Consider the following 25276-nt stretch of genomic DNA (forward strand, 5'->3'; position numbering starts at 1 on the left):
ATTCTTTAATCCCCGTAACCGGCAGTAGCGAAGCCCATGCAGCTCTTTTGAGTCTACGAAGCTTCGCTCCAATTTTTCCTTTCAAAATTTATAAAGCAATTTTCCCGATTTAGATAAGCAATTTAACCTTACCTTTTCCTAGTGCTCCTCCCATACATGTCGTGTTACAACTTTTACCATATTTTTCGAACGTGTACATTGGGATAGTAGTGGGCCGTTATCATTACTATAATAAGGGCGAACTTATTCAAGAAGAAACGAAAAATCAATCTATTTATCAATCAAACGAAGGAGGTGATCATCAGGAACTAATTCATCAATAGACACAAATTCATATTCACTTTGGGAAGATTCTCTTGGTTTAAACATAGATTTCACCACTTATTTTTTTATTTTTTTGGTTGTGTGAGGACATTATTGAATTTGCACCTGTTGATTGGAGCGCAAATCAACAGACATGTTGCATTAATAAAATTAACGCGGTGAAATGTTAAAGTGACATAAAAAAATAAAGGCTGTCGAAGGTTTTTCGACAGACTGAGGCCATCTTATAAAAAAAGATGGCCTTTTATAAAAAGAAAGCAGGAATTTGTCAAGTTGACACGAATTATTGAGTAGAGAACTGCAATTCTACTTTATCCAGATCCTCTTTAAACTTTGCATGTGTCGCCTGAAACAGGTGTTCAAACACTTCCCCCAGCTCATTTTCCAATACTTTTATTCCTTCACCTGTAATTCCACCTTTTACACAAACTTTTTCTTGTAGCGACGGTAAGGTATAATGTCCTTGTTTTATTAACTCACCAAGGCCGACAATCATTTCACTGGCAAAGATGGTCGCAGTATTTTTGTCAATTTCTGTTTCTTTTACTGCTGCTTGGATGAAGCACTGAAGGAGATAGCTGAAGAAGGCAGGGCCACAACTAACGATATCAGAGGCAACCCTCGTAATTTTTTCATCAATATAAACCGGGACAGAAATCTTCGTAATTAATTGGTCTATTTTTTCTCTCCACAGCTCATTGCAATTTTTTCCGTAAGTAATTAATGACACCCCGGATAAAGCACGATTTGTGATGCTTGGGATAACCCGGACGGTTGAACAGGATACCTTTTGTTCAATTTGGCTTGTACTGACAGGACTCGTTATCGAAATAAGACATTTTTCTGTACTTAAATGTGGATTGATTTCATCGAGAATTTTATATACATCTAATGGTTTAACGCAAATAAATAACAAATCGGACTCCAACGCTACTTCTTCGACATTTGCCCCAATCCTAATTTCCCTATATTTATTTTTAAGCAACATCGCTTTTGCTTTTGTTCTGTTTGTAATCATTATGGATGAAGGGGATACGGCATTACCGTCAATTAAGGCCTCAACTAAAATACTCCCCATATTACCGGTACCAATGATACCTATATTCATCTTCCGACCCTCCTTCGCATGAAATATTCTTTTATAACCATATGAAAACGGATAATAAAATATACCTTTAGAAAGGATGAATTCAGTTGAAAGACTGGTTAATTGAACACAAGTTTTATGTAGTGGCTGCTGTTTTGATTGCTTTTGGGAGTTATTATTATTTATATATCCTTGAAGAATCTCCAGCCAATTCTTCCATTAGTCAGCTAGACAATAAGCTAGAGACTGTTGGCAAGGAAGCAGAAAATAACAATCAATCAAAACAGGCTGAACTGCCAGGAAAAATCATGGTAGATGTAAAGGGGCAGATTAAATTGCCTGGGGTTTATCTAGCCACACAGGGTGAACGGGTAATGGATGTGATTAATCGGGCAGGTGGATTAACAGACCAAGCAGACCAAAGTCAGGTGAATTTTGCCGAGCATGTCCAGGATGAAATGGTTGTTTACATCCCAGCAAAGGGGGAAGAGGGTTTCACATCATCTGGCACATCAGGAGGGCCACCCATCGCATCAGGAGGCACTAGTCAAAACCAAGGGAAGATTAATATCAATAAAGCCGATGAAACGGAGCTACAAAAGCTTCCTGGGATAGGTCCAGCAAAAGCGAAGGCGATCGTTGAATATCGGAATACGAGCGGGCCATTTAAAGCAGTGGAGGATTTAAAAAATATAAGCGGTATTGGCGAAAAAACGTTTGAAAAATTAAAGGATTTGATTATGGTTCACTGATTCTTCCATTGACCAAATTGGACAAGCCCCCTTACACTTAAAATAAAAGGTATTTCTAAGGAGTGGAATTAGTGACCAGGATTTCATGGGATCAATATTTTATGGCCCAAAGTCATTTGCTTGCATTAAGAAGCACGTGCACAAGATTGACTGTTGGAGCAACGATTGTCAGAGATAAACGAATTATTGCCGGCGGCTACAACGGCTCGATAGCAGGCGGGGATCATTGTATTGAAAAAGGTTGTTATGTGATTGATAATCATTGCGTAAGGACCATTCATGCGGAAATAAATGCACTGCTGCAATGTGCCAAGTTTGGTGTGCCTACCTCCGAGGCAGAAGTTTATGTTACACATTTTCCTTGCCTGCAATGCTGTAAAGCGATTATCCAGGCAGGTATTAAAAAGGTTTATTATGCGGTGGATTATAAGAATCACCCGTATGCTATCGAATTATTTGAACAAGCAAACGTGAAAGTAGAAAAGGTGGAACTGAAAGAACCGGTCATCGATTTTCGAAAAATTAATCAGTAAATTTCTCTGTAGACGCCGGTTAAAAGCCGGCGTTTCACACCATTAAGAAAAGTCCGTCTAAATTAAAAATCACAAATGGAGAAAAGATATGAGTGGAAAATATCTATATTTTGCAATAGCCTCTTTATTAGCTGCACTTTGCACATTTATTAAATTTCTACCTTTCTTTTTATTATTTTTTATTTATCTTTGGGCCTTATCCAAAAACAAACAATTTAAGAAAACACAGCTAATTCTAGTAATGGCTATTTGGTTGCTTTTTTTGCTAGTTGGATACCATGCAGTAACAATAAATAAGACGATCATTCCCGAAACAACAACCACCTTTCATCTCGAATATATCCAAGACCCCAAAATAGATGGCGACCTGCTACTGGTACCGGCAGTCGAAAAACAATTCAAAGAAAAACTGCTCATCCGCTACAAAATCAAATCAGAAGAAGAAAAACAAGTTGTAAAAAATAAAAGTATGTACGACTGTTTATGCAAGGTGTCAGGCACCATGAAGAAACCCTCCAGTGAAAAAAATCCTAATGGCTTTAACTATCGTGCCTATCTAGCCTCGAAGAATATTTATTGGATTGTAGAAATTCAGGCTAATCCACTTCAAACTTGTTCCCCGATTAGACCTTCTCCCATGACCATGATTAAACAGCTGCGTTTTTCAGGTATTCATTATCTTGAAGCCCATTTTCCAAAGGAAATTGCCTCACTTTCGTCCGCTTTAATATTTGGTGACCGAAGCATGCTTGATCCGGTTTTATTAGGAGATTATCAAAAAACCGGCATCGTCCATTTGCTTGCCATTTCCGGCCTTCATGTATCGATATTGATAGGAATGGTTTCTTATCTGGGACTTCGCATCGGATTAACAAGACAGTTTATGATGAATTTCCTTTTCATTATTTTACCAATTTATGTTATTCTTACTGGGGCTTCACCATCTGTAATCCGGGCAGCATTAATGATTTATCTTGTCTTAATTACTGTAAAATGGAAAAGTAAACTAAAGCTTCTAGCAATTGATGCGATTAGTTTGGCATTTATGATTTTTTTATTTTTTACCCCCAAGGTCATTTTTGATGTTGGCTTTCAGCTTTCCTTTACAGTAAGTCTTGCTATCATTCTGTCAGCGCCATTTATATTGCGGCAGTTTCAAGAAAATCTTGCAGGCATGCTGGCTACTTCCGTTACAGCTCAATTGGCTGCGCTACCATTATTGCTGTATCATTATTTCGAAATGTCTTTGATTGGTATAGCAGCCAATCTGTTGTACATCCCACTTTTTTCCTTTATTTATCTCCCTGGATTATATTTCCTGTTAATGATTCAAATTCTATTCGGAAAAACGCCGCAAATCCTAATCACTGTTTTTTTGAAAATCATTTATTTATCTAATCAACTTATTGGTTCTCTTGCCGATTTAAGTTTCGCCCGGTTTGTTTCTGGCAGGCCGAGCGTAATCCAGATAATTATATACATTCTTATCGTAATAGGCATTTTCTACCTCTGGGAAAAAAAGTCTTATCCAAAAAGAAAAGTCCACCTTATCTCGCTGATTGTGATTCTGTTCACCTTTCAACATGTCTGGAATTGGCTATCTCCGCTTGGGGAAGTTACGATAATTGATGTTGGCCAAGGTGATAGTATTTTGATTCATTTCCCCCATGGTAAGGGAACCTATCTCATCGATACAGGAGGGACGATTAGGTTTGCTGAAGAAGAATGGCGACAACGGTCAAAACCGTATGAAGTGGGCAGAGATGTTGTTGTTCCTTTTTTGAAAGCAAAGGGAATCACGAAAATCGACAAACTTATTCTTACCCATGGTGATATGGACCATATGGGCGGGGCTTTTTCGATTATAAAAGAGCTTAACGTAAAGCAAATACTCCTCCCATCTGTTACAGCCCCCTCTGAAAATGAAATAAACATTATCCAAGCAGCAAATAAAAAGGGAATCCCAATCCTCAAAGTAGCTGCAGGGGATCAATGGCAAACTGAACAGAGTATATTTTATGTTCTTTCACCCGAAAAAAATTTTAGCGGTGAACGAAACAGTGGATCGATTACAATAATTGTTCAAATTGGGGGAGTTAACTGGTTCTTTGGAGGAGACCTTGACCAAGAAGGGGAAATGAAAATCATTAAAAAATATCCTAATTTAATGGTTGATGTTTTAAAAGCAGGTCATCATGGAAGTAAAACCTCTAGTGCTGAAGCGTTCATCAAGCAAATAAAACCGAGTACTGCGTTGATTTCTGCCGGTGAAAAAAATCGATATGGACATCCCCATCAAGAGGTATTAGAGCGTTTAAGAGAAACGAACACCACGATTTACCGGACGGATCTGCAGGGGGCGATAACCTTCCGTTTTTATCGAAATAAAGGAACCTTTTCTACTTTTTGCCATAGGATAAAAATAAAGAAAACTTACGATCGGCAAGCCGTTAGGCGAAGACAGGGGTGTGATTGCACTTCTCCCTGATAGGAAAGTTATACCATTGCTATTGGATAAATAAAAGAGGCTGCATTCGCAGCCCTAGAAATTACACATATGTAGCCATCCAATTATGAACCGATTAGCTTAATGACTGTTGCAATGATAAACATTAATGCAAAAAAGCCAAAGGAAACCCCAAATCCTACTCCAGAATCGATTGCATCGTTACGCTTACTCTGCGGATTTTTTTCAAATTCGTTCACAGTCTACCCCTCCTATTTCAACATATAGTATAAGTCATTCGGTAAAAAAAATCCAGCCTACTTCGAATTGCTTTTCCTGAACTGACAAGAGTTGTCAAAATAGTTTGACTCAAGAGAGGCTACACTATAATTACGAAAGGGAACTCCGCCAGGCAATAAAAGATCCTAGGTCAAAATATTGCAGGCGTTTATAATAGAGCGGGAATTGGCGCTTTTTGGATTTTTGGAAAAGTAGCTAATTCCCTTTTAATACTTGTCAAATGGTCCAAGCTTCATTACGATAAGTAGTGAGTGAAATGAAGGGGAGCGCGGACAATGGTATTAGATATTTGGCGAAAAATTAAAAAAAGGGATTTTGCTCCTATTTATTTATTATATGGAACAGAGGCGTATTTAATTAATGAAACGAAACAATTACTACTTAACCATGTTTTAAACGAAGAAGAAAAGGATTTTAATTTTTCAGCGTATGATTTAGAAGAAACTCCAATAGATGTGGCCTTAGAAGATGCCGAAACATTTCCGTTCTTTGGTGAAAGAAAAGTAGTTTTTTTACATAATCCAGCTTTTTTAACTGCAGAAAAATCAAAAGAGAAGGTTGACCATAATTTAGCCAAATTTGAGGCTTATCTGAAGGAACCAGCGCCATATACGGTAATGGTTATTTCTGCTCCTTATGAAAAACTAGACGAACGAAAAAAAGTAACTAAAGAATTAAAACGAAATGCCGAAATTGTTGAAGCAAAAAAGTTACGAGCCCACGAATTAATCAATTGGGTAAAAGACCGTGCGAAAGCCAGCGGGATAGAATTCGAACCTGAGGCAGTGGAACAGCTACTGGCACTTGTGGGTACAAATATGTTTATGATTACCAATGAAGTAGATAAACTGGCCTTATATGCCGCGGATCAAAAGAGAATTGATGTAAATTTAGTGGAAATGTTAGTGGCCAGATCGCTAGAGCAAAATATATTCTCCTTGATAGAAAAAGTTGTGCAGCGAAAGCTTGATGAGGCTTTACGGATTTATTATGACTTATTAAAGCAAAATGAAGAACCAATCAAAATCTTGGCGCTCATGGCAGGTCAATTCCGATTAATTTACCAAGTGAAGGAGCTTTCTAGACGGGGCTACGGGCAGCAGCAAATTGCTGGTTATTTGAAAACACATCCGTTCCGTGTTAAGCTGGCACTCGGCCAGGCTAACAAATTTTCTGATGAAGAATTAGCCGGCCTTATGGAGCTGCTTGCCGAGGCGGACTATCAAATGAAAACTGGCGGTATGAATAAATCATTACTAATTGAAATGTTATTGTTTCGCTTAAAAAAGTAAAAAAAACGATTCCTGTATCGGGAATCGTTTTTTTACGCTTATTTATTAATTGGTGTTCCTGCGCTAGTATACTTCGCGCAAAGGAAGCTTCCGTTTTTTATAAAGCGTTAGATTTTTTCATTAGACGTGATTTTTTACGAGCAGCAGCATTTTTGTGGATAAGACCTTTTGCAGCAGCCTTGTCTAATTTACTAGCAGCAGTTACTAATGCTTCTTTCGCAGCAACAGTGTCGTTAGTTGAAACCGCAGCTTCTACTTTTTTAACAGCTGTACGCATTGCGGATTTAGCAGTTGTATTTTGAGCATTTTTAGCTTCATTTGTTTTTACACGCTTAATAGCAGATTTAATGTTAGGCATTCCATTCACCTCCTACAAAGAATCGAGACTATATGAACTCGACTATACATTCATCCATAATAATTCAGAACAAGAAGTATTTTATCAAATAGAGGCCTATATTGCAATACTTGTTTATAAATTGCATGTTTTAGGACGAAAAGGGCAAAAATAGGAAATAGTTTCAATTTATAGGGTTAGGAGTGAATAAAAAAATGGGTGAGTCGATTGACTTAAGTCAATATTCTGTTCGAACCGATTTAGCGATTGAAGCAAGGGAAATGGTCATTGCCGGTAGGGCGGGGACAGTCGGGAACGAGGAAAACCTTTCACAAATTGAGGGCGTCATCATCAAGGAAAAAGATGTCGATGATATAAAAATTTCATTAGTTGAAGTAACTAAACAGGGAGAAGCGCAGCTCGGTAAAAAAGCAGGAAGATACTTAACAGTAGAGGTACAAGGAATCCGTCAGCAAAATACGGAGGTCCAGAAGCAGGTTGGTGAGATATTTGCAAGGGAGTTTTCATATTTTTTAGAAGGCTCCGGGATTAAAAAAACAGATTCATGTCTTGTTGTTGGTCTTGGGAATTGGAATGTAACCCCAGATGCACTTGGACCGTTGGTTTGTGAAAACTTACTTGTCACACGTCATTTATTCCAGTTACAGCCGGAAAATGTGGAGGAAGGATATCGCTCCGTAAGTGCATTATCTCCAGGTGTTATGGGTCTGACAGGGATTGAGACAAGTGATATTATTTTTGGCGTTGTTGAAAAAACAAAACCTGATTTTGTGATTGCCATTGACGCTTTGGCTTCAAGATCCATTGAGAGAGTAAATTCGACCATCCAAATTTCCGATACTGGCATTCACCCTGGTTCAGGAGTCGGTAACAAAAGAAAGGAACTCAGTAAAGAAACATTGGGCATTCCTGTCATTGCCATCGGAGTTCCAACGGTTGTAGATGCTGTGTCAATTACAAGTGACACAATCGATTTCATTCTAAAACATTTTGGGAAAGAGTTGAGAGAAGGTAATCGCCCTTCAAGGGCACTTGCACCAGCAGGAATGAGCTTTGGCGAAAAAAGAAAGCTAACGGAAGAAGATTTACCTGAAGAAAAACATCGGAAGACGTTTCTCGGTATGATAGGCACCTTGTCAGATGATGAAAAACGAAAGTTAATCTATGAAGTCCTGTCCCCAATCGGCCACAATTTAATGGTGACACCAAAGGAAGTAGACGTTTTCATAGAGGATATGGCAAATCTGCTGGCGAACGGGTTGAATGCCTCACTTCACAGTGTGGTTGATCAAGAGAATGCTGGATTTTATACAAAATAGCTTTTTGCTTTAAGGGGCCGGGCAAGTTGAGGTCCCTATTAGTTCATTTTCTAGAAAAAATAAATGGTTCTATCAATTCTAGTATTGTCATAAGATTTACTAGAATTGTTGAAGCGGGGTGGAACCATGAAAAATGCTAGAACATCAAGTACGTTTCTGAGCGTACAAGGAACAAGTATTCTAAAAATTGTCGCGGCTCTATCATTATTTATGATATTGGTCTTTTCAATCAGCGGGCTCTTAACTTCGTTAAAGCCACAATATAGACTAATGTCGTCCTCAGTAAATCAAGCAACTATAAATGTAAACGGTGAATGGCTATATCAACTAATGGGTTGGGAAAACCATCATTTTTTGAAGGCGGAAAAAAAGTTGGCGGCAACCCCCAAGCTGACCAGTTTGGTAATTAAGTTAGCAAGCAATATTAATCTGAATGACCCGCGAAGCCTTCTGGGAAGGGAGCTCCCTGGATTCTTTCAATTTGATGGGAAAATTGTTGTTGCTGGCGAAGGGACGAATTATACGAATATGCCAATTGAGTCTTCGCCACCGATTGAAATAATGAAAGCCGAGCGGGAGGCAGCGCTGCAGAATTTAGAAGGACTTGAGAAACCAACAGGTGAAAAGCCTCCAACAACGCCGGATCAATCCACAGGCAAGCGCAAATTGGTTTACGTTTATTTCACACATACAAGGGAATCCTATTTACCCTATCTTAAAGGTGTAACGGATCCGGATATGGCCTACCATTCTCAAATTAACGTAACCAAAATTGGCGATCAATTAAAAACGAGCTTAGAAGGTCGAGGAATTGGTACGTTTATTGATAAAACTGATATTCAGGCGAATTTAAATAAAAAAGGGATAAGTTACACAAGGTCTTACCAAGAATCCGGCTCGGTTGTTCAAGCTGCGATGGCTTCCAATCGTGATTTACAGTATTTAATCGATATCCATAGAGACTCACAACGAAAAGACAAAACAACTGTTACTATAAACGGGAACTCATTTGCTAAACTTGCCTTTATCATCGGTGGTAAAAACCCCAATTATGAAAAGAATGAAAAGTTGGCGAGGGAACTTCATAGTCTTTTAGAAAAAAAATATAAGGGTCTAAGCCGGGGAGTTATTGTAAAAAATTATGCAGGCTCAAATAGTATCTATAATCAAAACCTATCAGATAAGGCAATCTTAATCGAATTCGGCGGCGTCGATAATACGTTTGAAGAATTAAATCGTTCGGCTGACGCTCTTGCAGATGTGTTTAGTGAATATTACTGGCAGGCAGAGAAAGTGAACAAGGATGTTGACCAATCGACAAAAAAACAATAGCTGTAAGGGAGCATATTTATGAAAATGTTTATCCTGAAAAGTTTTGGAATTGCCGTTCTTATGTTCATCTCCGTTTTAACCGGAATGCAAATTGCAAATGGCGGAATTCATAAAATGAAGGGCTATGACGATCCAAACTTTCAAAATGCTGTCTCGATAAAAGAAACGAATACTGATTTAAGGGCCTCCTTTTTAGGTAAGGATATCACTAGTCATGATATTGAGGCGAAAAAGAAGAAATTAGAGGAAATAAGTGCGTTTAATTTCTTCTCTTCGATGGGAAAGAAAATGTCAAACGGTATTTCCAGCGCCTCCGAAAAATTGATTCAACTAATAACGGATTAGTCATGAAAGCGGCGCCACAATGGTGCTGCTATTGAAAAAAGAAGGCAAAAGCCGATGTAGAGGTGTTCTACGTAGGTGTTTCCACGAAAAATGAAGGGGTATGCCGATGTAGAAGGACTCTACGTAGGCGTTTCCACAAAAAAAGAAGGCGAAAGTCGATGTAGAGGGACTCTACGTAGGCGTTTCCACGAAAAAAGAAGGCAAAAGTCGGGGAGGGACTCTACGTAGGCGTTTCCACGAAAAAAGAAGGCGAAAGCCGATGTAGAGGTGTTCTACGTAGGTGTTTCCACGAAAAAAGAAGGCAAAAGCCGATGTAGAGGGGCTCTACGTAGGTGTTTCCACGAAAAAAGAAGGCGAAAGCTGATGTAGAGGTGTTCTACGTAGGCGTTTCCACGAAAAAAGAAAGCTAAAGTCGATGTAGAAGTGTTCTACGTAGGCAGTTTCTTGTTCTAAAAACATTGATTTCCACTTTTCTTTGCTGATATAATCAACAATAGTGTACATGTGCGAGTAAAGTAGGAGTGAACGACCATGAACAGAGAAGAAAGACTCAAACGACAAGCAAAGATAAGAAATTTCTCGATTATTGCTCATATTGACCATGGGAAATCCACATTGGCAGATCGTATATTGGAAAAAACCAATGCGCTGTCATCTCGAGAAATGAAAGACCAGCTCTTGGATTCAATGGATTTAGAGAGAGAACGCGGGATTACAATCAAGTTAAATGCCGTTCAGTTAAAATATAAAGCAAAAGATGGAGAAGAATATATTTTTCATCTAATTGATACACCGGGACACGTCGATTTCACATATGAGGTATCAAGGAGCCTTGCTGCATGCGAAGGGGCTATTTTAGTCGTTGACGCTGCGCAGGGAATTGAAGCACAGACACTAGCGAACGTATACCTTGCCCTTGATAACGACCTTGAAATATTGCCGGTTATTAATAAAATCGACTTACCAAGTGCCGAGCCTGAAAGGGTTCGCGGTGAGATTGAAGAAGTCATTGGCCTAGATGCCTCAGAAGCTGTCTTAGCCTCCGCCAAAGCAGGAATTGGCATTGAAGAAATCCTTGAACAAGTTGTCAAAACTGTGCCGGCGCCAACTGGGGATCCGGATGCACCATTAAAGGCCTTGATTTTTGACTCCTTATATGATGCCTATCGTGGAGTTGTTGCCTATATTCGTGTTGTCGATGGTTCTGTTAAAGTGGGCGACAAAATAAAAATGATGGCAACCGGAAAAGAGTTTGAAGTAAATGAAGTAGGTGTTTTTTCACCGAAATCGACGTTGCTTGATGAGTTAACCGTTGGTGATGTTGGCTTTCTGACAGCATCTATTAAAAACGTTGGCGATACACGTGTCGGTGATACGATCACAAATGCGAAGAATGGGGCTACTGAGCCGCTTCCAGGTTATCGAAAGCTTAATCCGATGGTTTATTGCGGTCTTTACCCAATCGACACGGCCAAATTTAATGACCTTCGTGAAGCACTTGAAAAGTTACAATTGAATGATTCGGCCTTACAATTCGAACCAGAAACCTCTCAGGCACTTGGTTTTGGCTTCCGATGCGGATTCCTCGGACTGCTTCACATGGAAATCATCCAAGAACGGATTGAACGTGAATTCAAAATTGATTTAATTACAACAGCACCAAGCGTAATTTATCATGTTCATATGACAGACGGTTCCGAGTTGAAAGTGGATAACCCGTCTAATTTACCGGACCCGCAGAAAATTGATCGTGTCGAAGAGCCATATGTGAAAGCAACAATGATGGCACCAAACGAGTATGTTGGAGCTATTATGGAGCTATGCCAATTCAAGCGTGGAATTTTTATTGATATGCAGTATCAAGGGGAAAATCGGGTAAGCATTATTTATGAAATTCCATTGGCTGAAATTGTCTATGATTTCTTTGATCAACTGAAATCAAGTACAAGGGGTTACGCCTCCTTCGATTATGAACTGATTGGCTATAAACCATCCAGCCTGGTTAAAATGGATATCTTGTTAAACGCTGAAAAAGTCGATGCCTTAAGCTTTATTGTCCACAAGGATTTTGCTTATGACCGCGGTAAAGTAATCGTTGACAAATTGAAGGAACTAATCCCAAGACAGCAATTTGAGGTTCCAATCCAAGCTGCTATCGGTCAAAAGATTGTTGCTCGTTCCACCATTAAAGCTATGCGGAAAAACGTATTGGCAAAATGTTATGGCGGGGATATCTCCCGAAAGCGTAAATTGCTCGAGAAACAAAAGGAAGGTAAAAAACGGATGAAGCAAGTCGGATCCGTTGAAGTACCTCAAGAGGCATTTATGGCTGTCTTAAAAATGGATGATAATAATACAAAGAAATAAAAAACTAATTGGGAGGGTGGGACTAGTCTACTTAAAGGCGAAATCCAGCCTCTTTTTGTTATGAGAAGAGAAGGTGTAAACATGATTCAAGCTGCCTATATTCACATCCCTTTTTGTGAACATATTTGCCATTATTGTGATTTTAATAAGGTGTTTCTAAAAGGACAGCCTGTAGATGACTATTTGCAGGCTCTTGACCAAGAAATGAAGATGACTCTTGCTCAATATCCGACAAATCACCTGCAAACGATATTTGTTGGGGGTGGCACGCCGACTTCTTTAAATGAACAACAGCTATATCGATTTTGTGAAAGTATTAACAGGAATTTACCCAAAGCCGAAAAGCTGGAATTCACTTTTGAAGCAAATCCTGGTGATTTAACAAAGGAGAAATTACAAATATTAAAGGATGCGGGTGTAAACCGAATCAGTCTTGGAGTCCAAACCTTTAATGATGAGCTGTTAAAGAAAATCGGCCGTGTCCATCGAGCAAAGGATGTTTATCAATCCGTAGAAAATGCCAAAAAGGTAGGATTTGAAAATATCAGTATAGATCTCATCTTTAGCTTGCCAACACAAACCATTACAGATTTTGAAGAATCATTAATTGAGGCATTTTCCTTAGATATTACTCATTATTCCGCTTATTCCTTAATCATTGAACCAAAGACGGTTTTTTATAACTTACTGAAAAAAGGCAAACTAGCAACGCCAGGTGAAGATGTAGAAGCTGCGATGTATGAGCTTTTGATGGATAAAATGGAAAAACAAGGATTTAAACAATATGAAATAAGCAATTTTTCAAAACCTGGATTTGAAAGCAAGCACAACTTAACCTATTGGAATAACGAATATTATTATGGCTTTGGGGCTGGTGCACACAGTTATCTAAATGGAATCAGACGCTCCAATTCAGGTCCATTGAAAAAATATATCGAGCAAATAAACAGCGGTGTTCTTCCGATTTTAGAAGACCATCTGGTAACCAAAGCTGAACAAATGGAAGAGGAAATGTTCCTTGGGTTACGTAAAACAGAGGGAGTTTCGATTTCTCATTTTATCGAGAAATTTGACCGGGACCCACGAGACATATTTAGGAATGAGATTGCCGACTTAATTACTAAACAATGGATCGAAGTGGAGAAAGAAAAAATATTTTTAACAAAAAAGGGCCGGCTATTAGGAAATGAAGTTTTTCAATCCTTCTTAGTTACTGTTTGACTTGGAAGTAGGTTCTGCTTTTTCTTAGTATCAAATGATTGACACCATCCCCCCTTTTTTGATAATTTATTAGTATAATTAGCACTCGGTAACTGGGAGTGCTAACAGAGGTGATGAATGTTGTTAACAGATCGTCAATTGTTAATTCTTCAGGTTATTGTTGATGACTTTATTCGATCTGCCCAACCAGTTGGCTCGAGGAGTTTGTCGAAAAAGGAGGAAATTTCCTTCAGTTCAGCAACGATTCGCAATGAAATGGCTGACCTTGAAGAGTTGGGATTTATTGAAAAAACGCATACCTCTTCAGGGCGTGTTCCATCGGAAAAAGGGTATCGGTATTATGTTGATCATTTACTGTCGCCTCAGGTTTTAAATCAGCAAGATATCACGATTATTCAATCTATTTTTGCAGAGAAAATTTTTGAGTTTGAAAAAATTATTCAACGATCTGCTAAAATTCTATCGGATCTAACCAATTATACTTCGATTGTTCTTGGACCAGCCGTGAGTATTAATAAGTTGAAAAAAATCCAAATCATACCGTTAAATAAAGAAACAGCAGTCGCTATTTTTGTTACCGATACAGGCCATGTTGAAAATCGAACCTTTTCATTGCCTGCCTCGGTTGATGCGAGTGATTTAGAAAAAACCGTTAATATTTTGAACAATCGTTTAGCAGGAGTGCCTCTTGATGATTTAAACGATAAGATCTATAAGGAAGTGGCGATGCTGTTAAGACAGCATATCCATAACTACGATTTAATGCTTCATACGATTGCAGATTCTTTAAAAATGCCAGCAACCGAAAAGCTTTTCTTCGGGGGAAAAACAAATATGTTAAGCCAGCCGGAATTTCATGATATTACAAAAATCCGCAGTCTTCTAACAATGATTGATCAAGAAGAGTGGATATATAATTTAATCAGAACTGAATCGGCAGGTATTCATATCAAAATTGGCAGGGAAAACAATAATAGTATTATGGATAATTGTAGTTTAATTACAGCTACCTATTCGGCAGGTGTTGAAAATTTAGGCACCATTGCCATCCTTGGTCCAACAAGAATGGAATATTCACGTGTGATTAGCCTGCTGCAATTTTTTAGCAAGGATTTGACCGCGGTCTTAACGAAGCTGTATCAAACCAATTAGCAAAGGTAATATTGAGTAAGGGTGAAATGCCTGTTTGTTTCACCCCTTTAACTATGAATATTGATTTTTTTGTAAAAAAAGCAAATGCTTTAAGGGAGGTGAGTAAGTTGATGAATGAGAGAAACGAAACATTGAAAGAAGAAGTAGAAACTGAGAGTACTGATCACGTTGAACTTACTGAAGAAAAAGCAGCAGAGACTGTTTCGGATGAGATGGAAACAACGGAACAAACGGATGTAAATCCCATTGAAGAGCAACTGCAAGAAATTCAACAGCTAAACAGTAAGTTAGAGTTGGCAGATAATCGTTATCTACGACTTCAAGCAGATTTTGATAATTTCCGCCGTCGCACTAGATTGGATCTAGATGCGAGCGAAAAATATAGAGCCCAAGCATTAATTACCGAATTGTTGCCTGCATTAGATAATTTTGAAAGGGCAATGAATATAGAAGCTGACAATGAACAAACAAAGTCACTTTTGCAAGGTATGGATATGGTGTATCGTAGTCTTTTAGATGCCTTGAAAAAAGAAGGTGTTGAACAAATTGAAGCTGTTGGTAAAGAGTTTGATCCACATCAGCATCATGCCGTGATGCAGGGTGAGGATGAGAATTATGGATCCAATATTATTACTGATGAATTTCAAAAGGGTTATCTATTAAAGGACCGTGTTATTCGCCCAGCAATGGTAAAAGTAAATCAATAAGTTTACATATTTATTTAGGAGGAAAAGTCAATGAGTAAAATAATTGGTATTGACCTTGGAACAACAAACTCTTGTGTGTCTGTGCTTGAAGGCGGAGAACCAAAAGTAATTCCGAATCCAGAAGGAAATCGTACAACTCCTTCCGTTATTGCATTTAAAAATGGAGAGCGTCAAGTCGGAGAAGTGGCAAAGCGCCAAGCAATTACGAATCCAAATACAATCATGTCAATCAAACGTCATATGGGCACAAGTTTTAAGCAAGAGATTGAAGGCAAGAATTATACTCCACAGGAACTATCTGCCATCATTCTTCAATATTTAAAATCATTTGCTGAAGATTATCTTGGTGAGCCAGTAACAAAAGCTGTTATTACGGTACCGGCCTATTTTAATGATGCAGAACGTCAAGCAACTAAAGATGCCGGAAAAATTGCTGGCCTTGAAGTAGAACGTATTATCAATGAACCGACTGCTGCAGCGCTTGCTTACGGTCTAGATAAAACCGATCATGATCATACAATCCTTGTTTACGATCTTGGTGGTGGTACATTTGACGTTTCCATTCTTGAACTTGGAGACGGCGTATTCCAAGTTAAAGCAACTGCAGGTGATAATCGACTTGGTGGTGACGATTTTGACCAAGTGATTATTGATTATTTAGTTGACCAATTCAAGAAAGAAAATGGTATTGACCTTTCTCAAGATAAAATGGCTTTACAGCGATTAAAGGATGCTGCAGAAAAAGCGAAAAAAGATTTATCTGGTGTAACTTCAACACAAATTTCGCTTCCATTTATCACAGCTGGGGCTGCTGGACCGCTTCACCTTGAAGTAACCATGTCCAGAGCGAAATTTGATGAATTATCCGCTCATCTTGTGGAACGGACAATGGGTCCAACTCGTCAAGCTCTTAGCGATGCTGGCATGTCGCCATCACAAATTGATAAAGTAATTCTTGTAGGTGGTTCAACACGAATTCCTGCTGTGCAAGAAGCAATTAAAAAAGCAACTGGACAGGAGCCTCACCGCGGCGTAAATCCAGATGAAGTTGTAGCAATGGGTGCTGCTATTCAGGGTGGAGTTATCACTGGTGATGTTAAAGATGTTGTCTTGCTTGATGTTACTCCATTATCGCTTGGTATTGAAACAATGGGCGGCGTATTTACGAAATTAATTGATCGTAATACCACCATCCCTACATCAAAATCACAGGTATTCTCAACTGCTGCTGACAGCCAAACTGCTGTGGATATTCATGTCCTTCAAGGGGAACGTCCAATGGCAGCTAATAATAAAACGTTAGGCCGTTTCCAGTTATCGGATATTCCACCAGCACCACGTGGAATTCCACAAATCGAAGTGAATTTTGATATTGATAAAAATGGTATTGTAAATGTACGTGCGAAAGACCTTGGCACAAATAAAGAACAACAAATTACGATTAAATCTTCAACAGGACTTTCTGACGAAGAAATTCAAAAAATGGTCAGAGAAGCGGAAGAAAATGCGGATGCAGATAAACAACGTAAGGAAGAAGTGGAGCTTCGCAATGAAGCTGACCAACTTGTCTTTACAACAGAAAAAACATTAAAAGACCTTGAAGATAAAGTTGATGCGGGTGAAGTTGCAAAAGCAAATGAAGCTAAGGATGCTTTAAAAGAAGCGATTGAGAAAAATGATCTTAATGAAATCCGTACTAAAAAGGATGCATTACAAGAAATCGTTCAAGCCTTGACCGTTAAACTTTATGAAGAAGCAGCTAAACAGGCACAAGCACAGCAAGGCGGCCAAGAAGATGGAAGTACCACTGCTAAAGACGACGATGTTGTCGATGCAGAATTTGAAGAAGTAAAAGACGATAAATAATACAGATAAGCTACAGCGCCTTGGCGCTGTAGCTACACAGGTACCTTTGTTATATGTAATTATTTGTTAACTCGCGAAAAAGTCAAAGTCAGTCTCGTGGCTTTGGCTTTTTTGTTGCTTTAACTATCTTAAGGGTGTTAGAATAATCTTTATGTGAAAGAATTCGGGAGTGGTAATCAATGAATAAACGGGATTACTATGAAGTGCTAGGGATTAGTAAGAGTGCTTCAAAGGATGAAATAAAAAAAGCTTATCGTAAACTGTCTAAACAATATCATCCAGATATTAATAAAGAGCCAGATGCGGCTGATAAATTCAAGGAAATTACCGAAGCTTATGAAGTATTAAGCGATGATCAAAAAAAGGCCCATTATGACCAGTTTGGCCATACGGACCCGAACCAAGGGTTTGGCGGTGGTTCTGATTTCGGCGGCGGTTTTGGGGGTTTTGAAGATATCTTTAATACCTTCTTTGGTAGCGGAGGCGGCAGCTCGAGACGACGTGATCCAAATGCACCAAGACAAGGGGCAGACCTTCAGTACACGATGACTGTTTCATTTGAAGAAGCAGCGTTTGGTAAAGAAACAGATATTGAAATTCCACGGGAAGAAACATGCGAAACTTGCAGTGGATCAGGCGCAAAACCAGGAACAAAACCAGAGACTTGTCAGCATTGCCAAGGAACTGGCCAATTGAATGTAGAGCAAAACACTCCTTTCGGCAGGATTGTAAATCGCCGTACATGTCACCATTGTAATGGTAGCGGGAAAGAAATAAAGCATAAGTGTTCAACCTGCGGCGGTGCAGGAAAAGTGAAAAAACGTAAGAAAATTCACGTTAAAATTCCAGCAGGTATTGATGACGGTCAGCAGTTACGTATGGCTGGTCAAGGGGAAGTCGGGATTAATGGAGGACCATCAGGAGACCTTTATGTGGTATTTCATGTCCGTCAACATGAGTTTTTTGAACGAGATGGCGATGATATTTATTGTGAAATGCCAATCACGTTTGTTCAAGCATCGCTGGGTGATGAAATTGAAGTCCCAACTTTGCATGGAAAAGTGAAGCTGAAAATCCCTGCTGGTACGCAAACGGGTAAGAAATTCCGTTTAAAAGGAAAAGGTGTACCAAATGTCCGTGGATATGGTGTCGGAGATCAGTATATAATCGTTCGAATTATTACGCCAACGAAGCTCTCTGAGAAACAAAAGCAGCTTTTAAGAGAATTTGCGGAGCTCAGCGGTAATTCTCCGATTGGTGAACATGAAGAAAGTTTTTTCTCAAAAGTAAAACGTGCCTTTAAAAGCGAGTAAGGATGGAGTTGGTAGAATGAAGTGGTCAGAAATCAGTATCCACACAACAAACGAGGCGATCGAACCTATTTCTTATATTTTGCATGAATCTGGTGCGAGCGGTGTAGTCATTGAAGATCCATTTGAATTGACGAAGGAAAGGGAAGATCAATTCGGAGAAATCTACCAACTTAATCCAGATGATTATCCGGAGGAAGGCGTTATGGTTAAAGCCTACCTTCCTGTCAACAGTTTCTTAGGAGAGACCGTTGAGGCCATAAAGGAATCAATTAATAATCTCATTATTTATGATATTGATTTAGGAAAAAACAAAGTGACCATTAGTGAAGTCCACGAAGAAGAGTGGGCAACCGCTTGGAAGAAATACTATAATCCGGTGAAAATTTCTGAGAAATTTACGATTGTCCCTACTTGGGAGATTTATGAGCCTGTCAGCAGTGATGAATTAATCATTGAATTAGACCCTGGGATGGCTTTCGGTACTGGAACACATCCAACAACGGTCCTGTGTATTCAAGCCCTTGAAAGAATTGTCCGACCGGGTGACAGGGTTATTGATGTCGGGACTGGATCAGGAGTATTAAGTATTGCCGCGGCAATGCTTGGTGCGGAAGATGTTAGAGCCTATGACCTTGATGAAGTAGCGGTAACATCTGCTAAGCTGAATATTAAGTTAAATAAGGTAAGTAAAACTGTATCAATTTCCCAAAACAATCTTTTAGATGGTGTCGAGGAAAACTCAGCCGATGTGATTGTCGCGAATATTTTAGCAGAAGTCATCTTACGGTTTACAGATGATGTTGCTCGTATAGTCAAGCCGGGTGGAGTGTTTATCGCATCTGGAATCATTCAGCCGAAAAAAGATCAGGTGAAAGAGGCTTTAATAGCTTCAGGATTTGAGATTACCGAAACCAATCTTATGGAAGATTGGGTTGCGCTTATCGCAAAAAGGATATAACAAGGGTGAGAAAGGGGGAATACCCCTTTTTCTGCTTTCAAAATAAGTATGTTTTTAGTAAAATAATGAGTAAACGTTTTAGAGAGGGTGCAATTGTGTGCAACGCTACTTTGTTAACAAAAAAGCAAATGAGGATCGTTTTTTCATCGATGAAGAAGACCGCCATCATATCGTTAAGGTGATGAGGATGCAAATTGGCGATCAAATTATTTGCGTTGACCCTGAAGGGAGACAAGCAGTTTGCAGGCTTGCAGAAATTACCGATGAAAGTGTCGTTGCAGACGTTGTACAATGGATAGAAGCGATTCCGGAGCTTCCAATTTTAATTACGATTGCGAGTGGTCTGCCCAAAGGGGACAAGCTAGAATGGATTATCCAAAAGGGAACGGAACTCGGTGCCCATCAGTTTCTTCCATTTTCAGCTGCCCGCTCAGTCGTGAAATGGGATGAAAAAAAAGCAGCCAAGAAAATAGATAGATGGAAAAAAATCGCTAAAGAAGCTGCTGAACAATCCCATCGTGCTGTCATGCCTAAAATCGTTAGCCCGATGAACTTTAAAGCTTTAATGGGAATAAGTAAGGATTTTGATTATAAATTAGCTGCCTTTGAAGAAGAGAGTAGAAACGGTGAAATTTCCGTTTTTTCTTCAACCCTCCAACAAATGAAAAAAGGGGAATCCCTCCTTTTAGTTTTTGGACCAGAAGGCGGCTTAGCGGATGAAGAGGTTCAGCAATTACGGAATTATGGGTTTGGTCTTTGCGGATTAGGCCCACGAATTTTAAGAACGGAAACGGCGCCATTATATTCTCTTGCGGCTATTTCCTATCATTTTGAATTATTGAGGTGAGTTTGCAATGGCAACAGTCGCGTTTCATACTCTTGGATGCAAGGTGAACCATTATGAAACTGAAGCCATCTGGCAGTTGTTTAAGCAGGAAGGCTACGAACGAGTTGAATTTGAATCAATCTCGGATGTATATATTATTAATACTTGTACAGTAACGAATACTGGTGATAAAAAAAGTCGTCAAGTCATTAGACGTGCTGTAAGGAAAAATCCTGATGCTGTTATTTGTGTAACTGGGTGTTATGCACAAACATCACCTGCGGAAATTATGGCGATTCCTGGTGTCGATATTGTTGTAGGTACACAGGACCGAGTGAAAATGCTTGATTATATTGAGCAATATAAAGCGGAACGCCAGCCGATTAATGGTGTTGGCAATATCATGAAAAATCGTATTTACGAAGAGCTTGACGTTCCCGCTTTTACCGACAGGACACGTGCATCGTTAAAAATTCAGGAGGGCTGTAATAATTTTTGTACCTTCTGTATCATCCCTTGGGCCCGCGGTCTGATGAGATCTCGTGATCCAAAGGAAGTGATCCGCCAAGCCCAGCAGTTAGTGGATGCTGGGTACAAGGAAATCGTCTTAACTGGAATACACACTGGCGGTTATGGAGAAGACTTGAAGGACTACAATCTTGCTTTATTGCTTCGTGATTTAGAAGCAGAGGTAAAGGGGATAGAACGCCTCCGTATTTCGTCGATTGAAGCGAGTCAGATTACTGATGAAGTAATTGAAGTTATTAAGCACTCGAATATCGTTGTTCGTCATTTGCACATTCCATTGCAATCTGGTTCCAATTCCGTCCTAAAACGAATGCGTCGGAAATATACGATGGAATTCTTTGGAGAGAGACTTGATCGCCTGAAAGAGGTACTTCCAGGACTTGCGGTTACCTCTGATGTCATTGTTGGATTCCCTGGAGAAACAGAAGAAGAATTCATGGAAACGTATAATTTTATTAAAGACCATAAATTCTCTGAGCTTCACGTTTTCCCATATTCTAAGCGTACTGGTACACCGGCTGCCCGCATGGAGGACCAAGTGGATGAAGATGTGAAAAATGAACGGGTTCATCGCTTAATTTCCCTTTCTGATCAGCTGGCAAAGGAATATGCATCCTTATTTGAAGGTGAAGTATTGGATGTGATTCCTGAAGAGGTATCCATGGAAGAAGCTAATTCTGGTTTTTTGCTGGGATACTCTGATAATTACATGAAAGTTGTTTTTTCAGGCCCTGAAGAGTTGATTGGTAAAATTGTTAAAATTAAAATCACAAAAGCCGGCTATCCTCACAATGAAGGCCAATTTGTAAGAGTTGTTGAAGATACTTCGTTAGTGAAGAATGAAGTTTTTCATAAAGAAGAAGCTGCTATTTAAGGAAAAAGGACCTCTTGCGGGTCCTTTTTATTTTGGGGCATACTATCATCAGCAGCAAATTTCTATCTAAACCATAAAATTTTTAGACTGATATTTGAAGGAGGCATATAAATGACTACTACAAATGTTGCTGCAATGATTGACCACACCTTACTAAAGCCAGAAGCAACGAGGCAGCAGATTGAAACCTTATGCCAAGAAGCTAAGGAGAATAAATTCTTTTCCGTTTGTATTAATCCATTCTGGGTCAGTACAGCAAAAGAATTATTAACGGGCAGCGGTGTGAAGGTCTGTACTGTCATAGGATTTCCTTTAGGGGCGTCAACTTCTGAAACAAAAGAGTTCGAAACGAAAAATGCAATTGATCATGGTGCCGATGAAGTGGATATGGTCATCAATATTGGTGCGCTTAAAGATCGAAACGATGAACTAGTGGAAAGTGACATCCGTGCTGTTGTCGAAGTTGCAAAGGGCAGGGCACTCTCAAAAGTGATTATTGAAACATGTTTATTAACAAGGGATGAAAAAATCCGTGCCTGTGAGCTTTCCGTAAAAGCAGGTGCTGACTATGTGAAAACCTCTACAGGGTTTTCAACAGGAGGAGCTACCGCTGATGACATTGCTCTCATGAGACAAACAGTGGGGCCGGATATCGGTGTCAAAGCTTCCGGTGGTGTACGAAGCACAGAGGATGCCCAAAAAATGATTGAGGCTGGGGCAACGAGGATTGGTGCAAGTTCAAGCGTTGCGATCATAAATGGACTTACAGTAAGCTCTGATTACTAACAAAAAGACGGCGATTAAGCCGTTTTTTTGTTCAAGAAATAGGTCGCTTAGGCTTTCTGTTGTGTAAAAATAAAATCATCTCACCAAATCTTGTTGCAAATGGTAAAACGACCAATGAGGTGGCCACATTAAAAATCACACTAATATGAGCTAATTGAACGTCTTTTTTACTAGCTAGTATTGTTGCGTTATCGGTGAGAAGTGGAATCAGAGGGATAAATAGTAAAACGCCAAAAACATTGAGCCAAACATGGGCATAAGCTGCCAGTCTTGATTCTGTTCCACCTCCCATGGAAGCAATGACGGCTGTAATGCATGTTCCAATATTAGCGCCAAGCACAATGGCAATTCCCGCATCCAGCTGCAAAAGGCCGGCAGTTAGAAAGCCCATGGCCATTCCAGTCATTGCAGTGCTTGACTGAATAATAGCCGTGATTATGGCCCCCGTTAATAAACTGAAGATGATATTGTCATTGATGGATAAAATAAATTTATTAATATAGTTCATTGTTGTTAATGGATGCGCTAGTAACTCGAATCCTTTCATCGCAGTAAAAACAGAGGCGATTCCAAACAGCAGCATGCCAATACTTCTGGCTTTTTTGTTTTTAAATAAAATAAGTAGGGCACCGCTAATAGCCAAAGGAACAAGGATGGCATCCAAATTAAACGTAATTAACTCTGTTTTAAAGGTCGTTCCAATATTAGTTCCGAGAATAATTCCGATAGATTGAGGAAAGGTCATGATTCTTGCGGAAATTAATCCAATTGTTATGACCATAACAGCGGAGCTGCTTTGAAGAAGGGCTGTAATAAACGTCCCGGTCAACATTCCTTTTAATGGTGTCCTAGTTAGTTTTATCAACCATGTTTTCAATTTAGTTGCTGACAAATTAAATAATCCAAACCTAATAATCGTCATTCCAAAAATAAATAAAAAAATACAAAGAACAAATAAAAGTATGTATTGCATTTTTTGGCCCCCTTCTTTCAGTGTATGGTCCTATATGAAGGGACATGCCACTTTAACAGAAAATAAAGACAGGCTATTATGTTTATGAGTATAAAAAAGTGAAAAGGTTGTTTTAACTATACGATTTTCAGTTGACCTTGTATCAAGGTTATATTATAATTGCAAGGTACATGGATTGAATGTTAGTGTGTTGTGTTTCGGAGGGAGGGAAAGAGAATGTCTAAAACCGTCGTTCGTAAAAACGAATCGCTTGAAGATGCTCTTCGTCGCTTCAAACGTACAGTATCAAAAACTGGTACTTTGCAAGAGGCAAGAAAGCGCGAATTCTATGAAAAGCCAAGTGTAAAACGTAAGAAAAAGTCTGAAGCAGCAAGAAAACGTAAGTTTTAAGAGAGGGTGTAATACATGAGTCTTCTCGAGCGTTTAAATAATGATATGAAACAAGCGATGAAAAACAAGGAAAAAGACAGACTCTCAGTCATTCGGATGGTTAAAGCCTCATTGCAAAATGAAGCCATTAAGCTTGGTACTAAAGAGCTTTCCGAAGATGTAGAGCTAACAGTCCTTTCTCGCGAAGTAAAACAACGCAAAGACTCCCTCCATGAATTTGATAAAGCTGGTCGTGAAGATCTAGTTGAAAAATTGCGTACAGAGTTGGCTATCGTCGAACTGTATATGCCGAAACAGCTTTCTGAAGATGAGCTGTCCGTAATCGTAAAAGAAACGATTGCTGAAGTCGGTGCAACATCAAAAGCGGAAATGGGAAAAGTGATGGCTGCGATTATGCCTAAAGTAAAGGGAAAAGCAGACGGATCACTTGTAAATAAATTTGTACAACAACACCTTTCATAGTATTCTGACACCGAGATCGCAGGCAATTCCGTCTGCGGTCTTTTAAATTTTTAAAAAATGAAACTTTTTTGGCATTCATCCGTATAGATTACAGTCAGATGAAAACTAGAAAGGGGGGTTCATCAGATGATTGAATTTCTGACAAACCCGGTTATTATAACCGTTCTCTTAACGATTGCGGGAGTTGGAATCGTATTGGAACTGTTTTCAGCGAAGTTTGGTATTGCCGGATTTATCGGTGTTTTGGCGCTAATTATCTTCTTTTATGGGCATTTTCAAGCGGGGCTAGCGGGATATGGAACATTACTTTTATTTGTTGCAGGAATTCTGCTTATCTTTTTAGAGTTATTTTTGCCTGGTGCTGTTTCAGGAACGCTTGGTGTTGCTGCTTTGATTTTAAGCCTTTTTTTAGCGAGTGGAGATGTCCTACAAATAGGTGTTTCCATATTAATTGCCATTTTCTTTTCTATTGTGGTTTTCTTTATGATGATTAAGATTTTTGGTAAAAAACTTGTTCTATTTAATAGAATGGTATTGTTTGACTCAGCTAAAAAAGAAGATGGTTATGTTTCTAATATTAACCGTACGGACCTTTTAGGAAGGGAAGGGACAGCCTTAACTATTTTAAGGCCTGCCGGAACCGTGATTATTAATAATGAACGAGTTGACGTGGTGAGTGAAGGTGGCTTTATTGAACAAAATGCATCAATAAAGGTTATTAAGGTTGAAGGAGCACGAATTGTTGTTAGAGAGATTGAATAAAAG

At 39.1% G+C, this 25276-nt stretch carries 23 protein-coding genes and 2 pseudogenes; 20 read left to right on the forward strand and 5 right to left on the reverse strand.

The window, feature by feature from the left end:
- A pseudogene (locus RTR43_RS17955) lies at window positions 1-213 on the reverse strand (transposase); the annotation flags it as partial.
- 394 nt (window positions 214-607) lie between these two features.
- Window positions 608-1432: a late competence protein ComER gene (gene comER, locus RTR43_RS17960; RefSeq protein WP_312473598.1), complete on the reverse strand. Its 825-nt coding sequence runs from the start codon at window positions 1430-1432 to the stop codon at window positions 608-610.
- An 86-nt stretch (window positions 1433-1518) separates the two neighbouring features.
- Here comER and RTR43_RS17965 point away from each other — a divergent pair, with 86 nt between their 5' ends.
- The 3 genes and pseudogenes from RTR43_RS17965 (at window position 1519) to RTR43_RS17975 (ending at window position 5184) form a co-directional block, all read left to right on the forward strand.
- The gene (locus RTR43_RS17965; protein ID WP_312473599.1) at window positions 1519-2163 is read left to right on the forward strand and encodes a helix-hairpin-helix domain-containing protein; all 645 of its coding nucleotides are present in this window, start codon (window positions 1519-1521) and stop codon (window positions 2161-2163) included.
- 71 nt (window positions 2164-2234) lie between these two features.
- Window positions 2235-2681 (forward strand): annotated as a pseudogene (locus RTR43_RS17970) (ComE operon protein 2); the annotation flags it as partial.
- A 103-nt stretch (window positions 2682-2784) separates the two neighbouring features.
- A complete protein-coding gene (locus RTR43_RS17975; RefSeq protein WP_312473601.1) occupies window positions 2785-5184 on the forward strand; it encodes a DNA internalization-related competence protein ComEC/Rec2 in 2400 nt (799 codons plus the stop codon).
- Window positions 5185-5267: 83 nt separating this feature from the next.
- On the opposite strand, the gene RTR43_RS17980 is transcribed toward RTR43_RS17975, so the two are convergent.
- Complete coding sequence (locus RTR43_RS17980) at window positions 5268-5402, reverse strand: YqzM family protein (RefSeq protein WP_312473602.1); 135 nt, start codon at window positions 5400-5402, stop codon at window positions 5268-5270.
- Window positions 5403-5717: 315 nt separating this feature from the next.
- On the opposite strand from RTR43_RS17980, the gene holA reads away from it, so the two are divergent.
- A complete protein-coding gene (holA, locus tag RTR43_RS17985) occupies window positions 5718-6734 on the forward strand; it encodes a DNA polymerase III subunit delta (protein WP_312473603.1) in 1017 nt (338 codons plus the stop codon).
- Window positions 6735-6831: 97 nt separating this feature from the next.
- On the opposite strand, the gene rpsT is transcribed toward holA, so the two are convergent.
- Entirely contained in the window at window positions 6832-7092 is a 261-nt protein-coding gene (gene rpsT, locus RTR43_RS17990; protein WP_312473604.1) for a 30S ribosomal protein S20, read from the reverse strand.
- A 194-nt stretch (window positions 7093-7286) separates the two neighbouring features.
- Between rpsT and gpr the strand changes: the two genes are divergently transcribed.
- The 13 genes from gpr (at window position 7287) to deoC (ending at window position 22686) form a co-directional block, all read left to right on the forward strand.
- Window positions 7287-8411, forward strand: coding sequence for a GPR endopeptidase (gpr, locus tag RTR43_RS17995; protein WP_312473605.1), 1125 nt, complete (start codon window positions 7287-7289; stop codon window positions 8409-8411).
- Between the two features lie 126 nt (window positions 8412-8537).
- On the forward strand, window positions 8538-9743 hold the full coding sequence (gene spoIIP / locus RTR43_RS18000; protein ID WP_312473606.1) for a stage II sporulation protein P: 1206 nt from the start codon (window positions 8538-8540) through the stop codon (window positions 9741-9743).
- A gap of 18 nt (window positions 9744-9761) precedes the next feature.
- Entirely contained in the window at window positions 9762-10088 is a 327-nt protein-coding gene (locus tag RTR43_RS18005) for a DUF3679 domain-containing protein (protein WP_312473607.1), read from the forward strand.
- 531 nt (window positions 10089-10619) lie between these two features.
- Entirely contained in the window at window positions 10620-12455 is a 1836-nt protein-coding gene (gene lepA, locus RTR43_RS18010) for a translation elongation factor 4 (protein ID WP_312473608.1), read from the forward strand.
- An 81-nt stretch (window positions 12456-12536) separates the two neighbouring features.
- Window positions 12537-13676 (forward strand): radical SAM family heme chaperone HemW, encoded by a 1140-nt coding sequence (hemW, locus tag RTR43_RS18015; RefSeq protein ID WP_312473609.1) that lies wholly within the window; start codon window positions 12537-12539, stop codon window positions 13674-13676.
- Between the two features lie 120 nt (window positions 13677-13796).
- A complete protein-coding gene (gene hrcA / locus RTR43_RS18020; protein WP_312473651.1) occupies window positions 13797-14828 on the forward strand; it encodes a heat-inducible transcriptional repressor HrcA in 1032 nt (343 codons plus the stop codon).
- A 110-nt stretch (window positions 14829-14938) separates the two neighbouring features.
- Window positions 14939-15535, forward strand: a complete 597-nt coding sequence (gene grpE, locus RTR43_RS18025) for a nucleotide exchange factor GrpE (protein WP_312473652.1) — start codon at window positions 14939-14941, stop codon at window positions 15533-15535.
- 30 nt (window positions 15536-15565) lie between these two features.
- Entirely contained in the window at window positions 15566-17401 is a 1836-nt protein-coding gene (gene dnaK, locus RTR43_RS18030) for a molecular chaperone DnaK (protein ID WP_312473610.1), read from the forward strand.
- Between the two features lie 179 nt (window positions 17402-17580).
- Complete coding sequence (gene dnaJ / locus RTR43_RS18035) at window positions 17581-18714, forward strand: molecular chaperone DnaJ (protein ID WP_312473611.1); 1134 nt, start codon at window positions 17581-17583, stop codon at window positions 18712-18714.
- Window positions 18715-18730: 16 nt separating this feature from the next.
- Window positions 18731-19672, forward strand: coding sequence for a 50S ribosomal protein L11 methyltransferase (gene prmA, locus RTR43_RS18040; RefSeq protein WP_248735725.1), 942 nt, complete (start codon window positions 18731-18733; stop codon window positions 19670-19672).
- 97 nt (window positions 19673-19769) lie between these two features.
- Complete coding sequence (locus RTR43_RS18045) at window positions 19770-20519, forward strand: 16S rRNA (uracil(1498)-N(3))-methyltransferase (protein WP_312473612.1); 750 nt, start codon at window positions 19770-19772, stop codon at window positions 20517-20519.
- 7 nt (window positions 20520-20526) lie between these two features.
- Complete coding sequence (gene mtaB / locus RTR43_RS18050; RefSeq protein ID WP_312473613.1) at window positions 20527-21900, forward strand: tRNA (N(6)-L-threonylcarbamoyladenosine(37)-C(2))-methylthiotransferase MtaB; 1374 nt, start codon at window positions 20527-20529, stop codon at window positions 21898-21900.
- Window positions 21901-22011: 111 nt separating this feature from the next.
- Window positions 22012-22686 carry a deoxyribose-phosphate aldolase gene (gene deoC / locus RTR43_RS18055; protein ID WP_312473614.1) on the forward strand — a complete coding sequence of 225 codons (675 nt, stop codon included), beginning with the start codon at window positions 22012-22014 and terminating at the stop codon, window positions 22684-22686.
- Between the two features lie 31 nt (window positions 22687-22717).
- Here the strand turns inward: deoC and RTR43_RS18060 are convergent, their stop codons facing one another.
- Window positions 22718-23659: a Na/Pi symporter gene (locus RTR43_RS18060; RefSeq protein WP_312473615.1), complete on the reverse strand. Its 942-nt coding sequence runs from the start codon at window positions 23657-23659 to the stop codon at window positions 22718-22720.
- Between the two features lie 216 nt (window positions 23660-23875).
- On the opposite strand from RTR43_RS18060, the gene rpsU reads away from it, so the two are divergent.
- From rpsU to RTR43_RS18075, 3 genes are all read left to right on the forward strand, one after another.
- Complete coding sequence (rpsU, locus tag RTR43_RS18065) at window positions 23876-24049, forward strand: 30S ribosomal protein S21 (protein WP_007087607.1); 174 nt, start codon at window positions 23876-23878, stop codon at window positions 24047-24049.
- Between the two features lie 15 nt (window positions 24050-24064).
- Complete coding sequence (locus tag RTR43_RS18070) at window positions 24065-24511, forward strand: GatB/YqeY domain-containing protein (RefSeq protein WP_312473616.1); 447 nt, start codon at window positions 24065-24067, stop codon at window positions 24509-24511.
- A 126-nt stretch (window positions 24512-24637) separates the two neighbouring features.
- Window positions 24638-25273: an NfeD family protein gene (locus tag RTR43_RS18075; RefSeq protein ID WP_312473617.1), complete on the forward strand. Its 636-nt coding sequence runs from the start codon at window positions 24638-24640 to the stop codon at window positions 25271-25273.
- Window positions 25274-25276 lie beyond the last annotated feature (3 nt).

This window comes from Neobacillus sp. (assembly GCF_031988165.1).
Classification (GTDB): Bacteria; Bacillota; Bacilli; order Bacillales; family Cytobacillaceae; genus Neobacillus; species Neobacillus rhizosphaerae.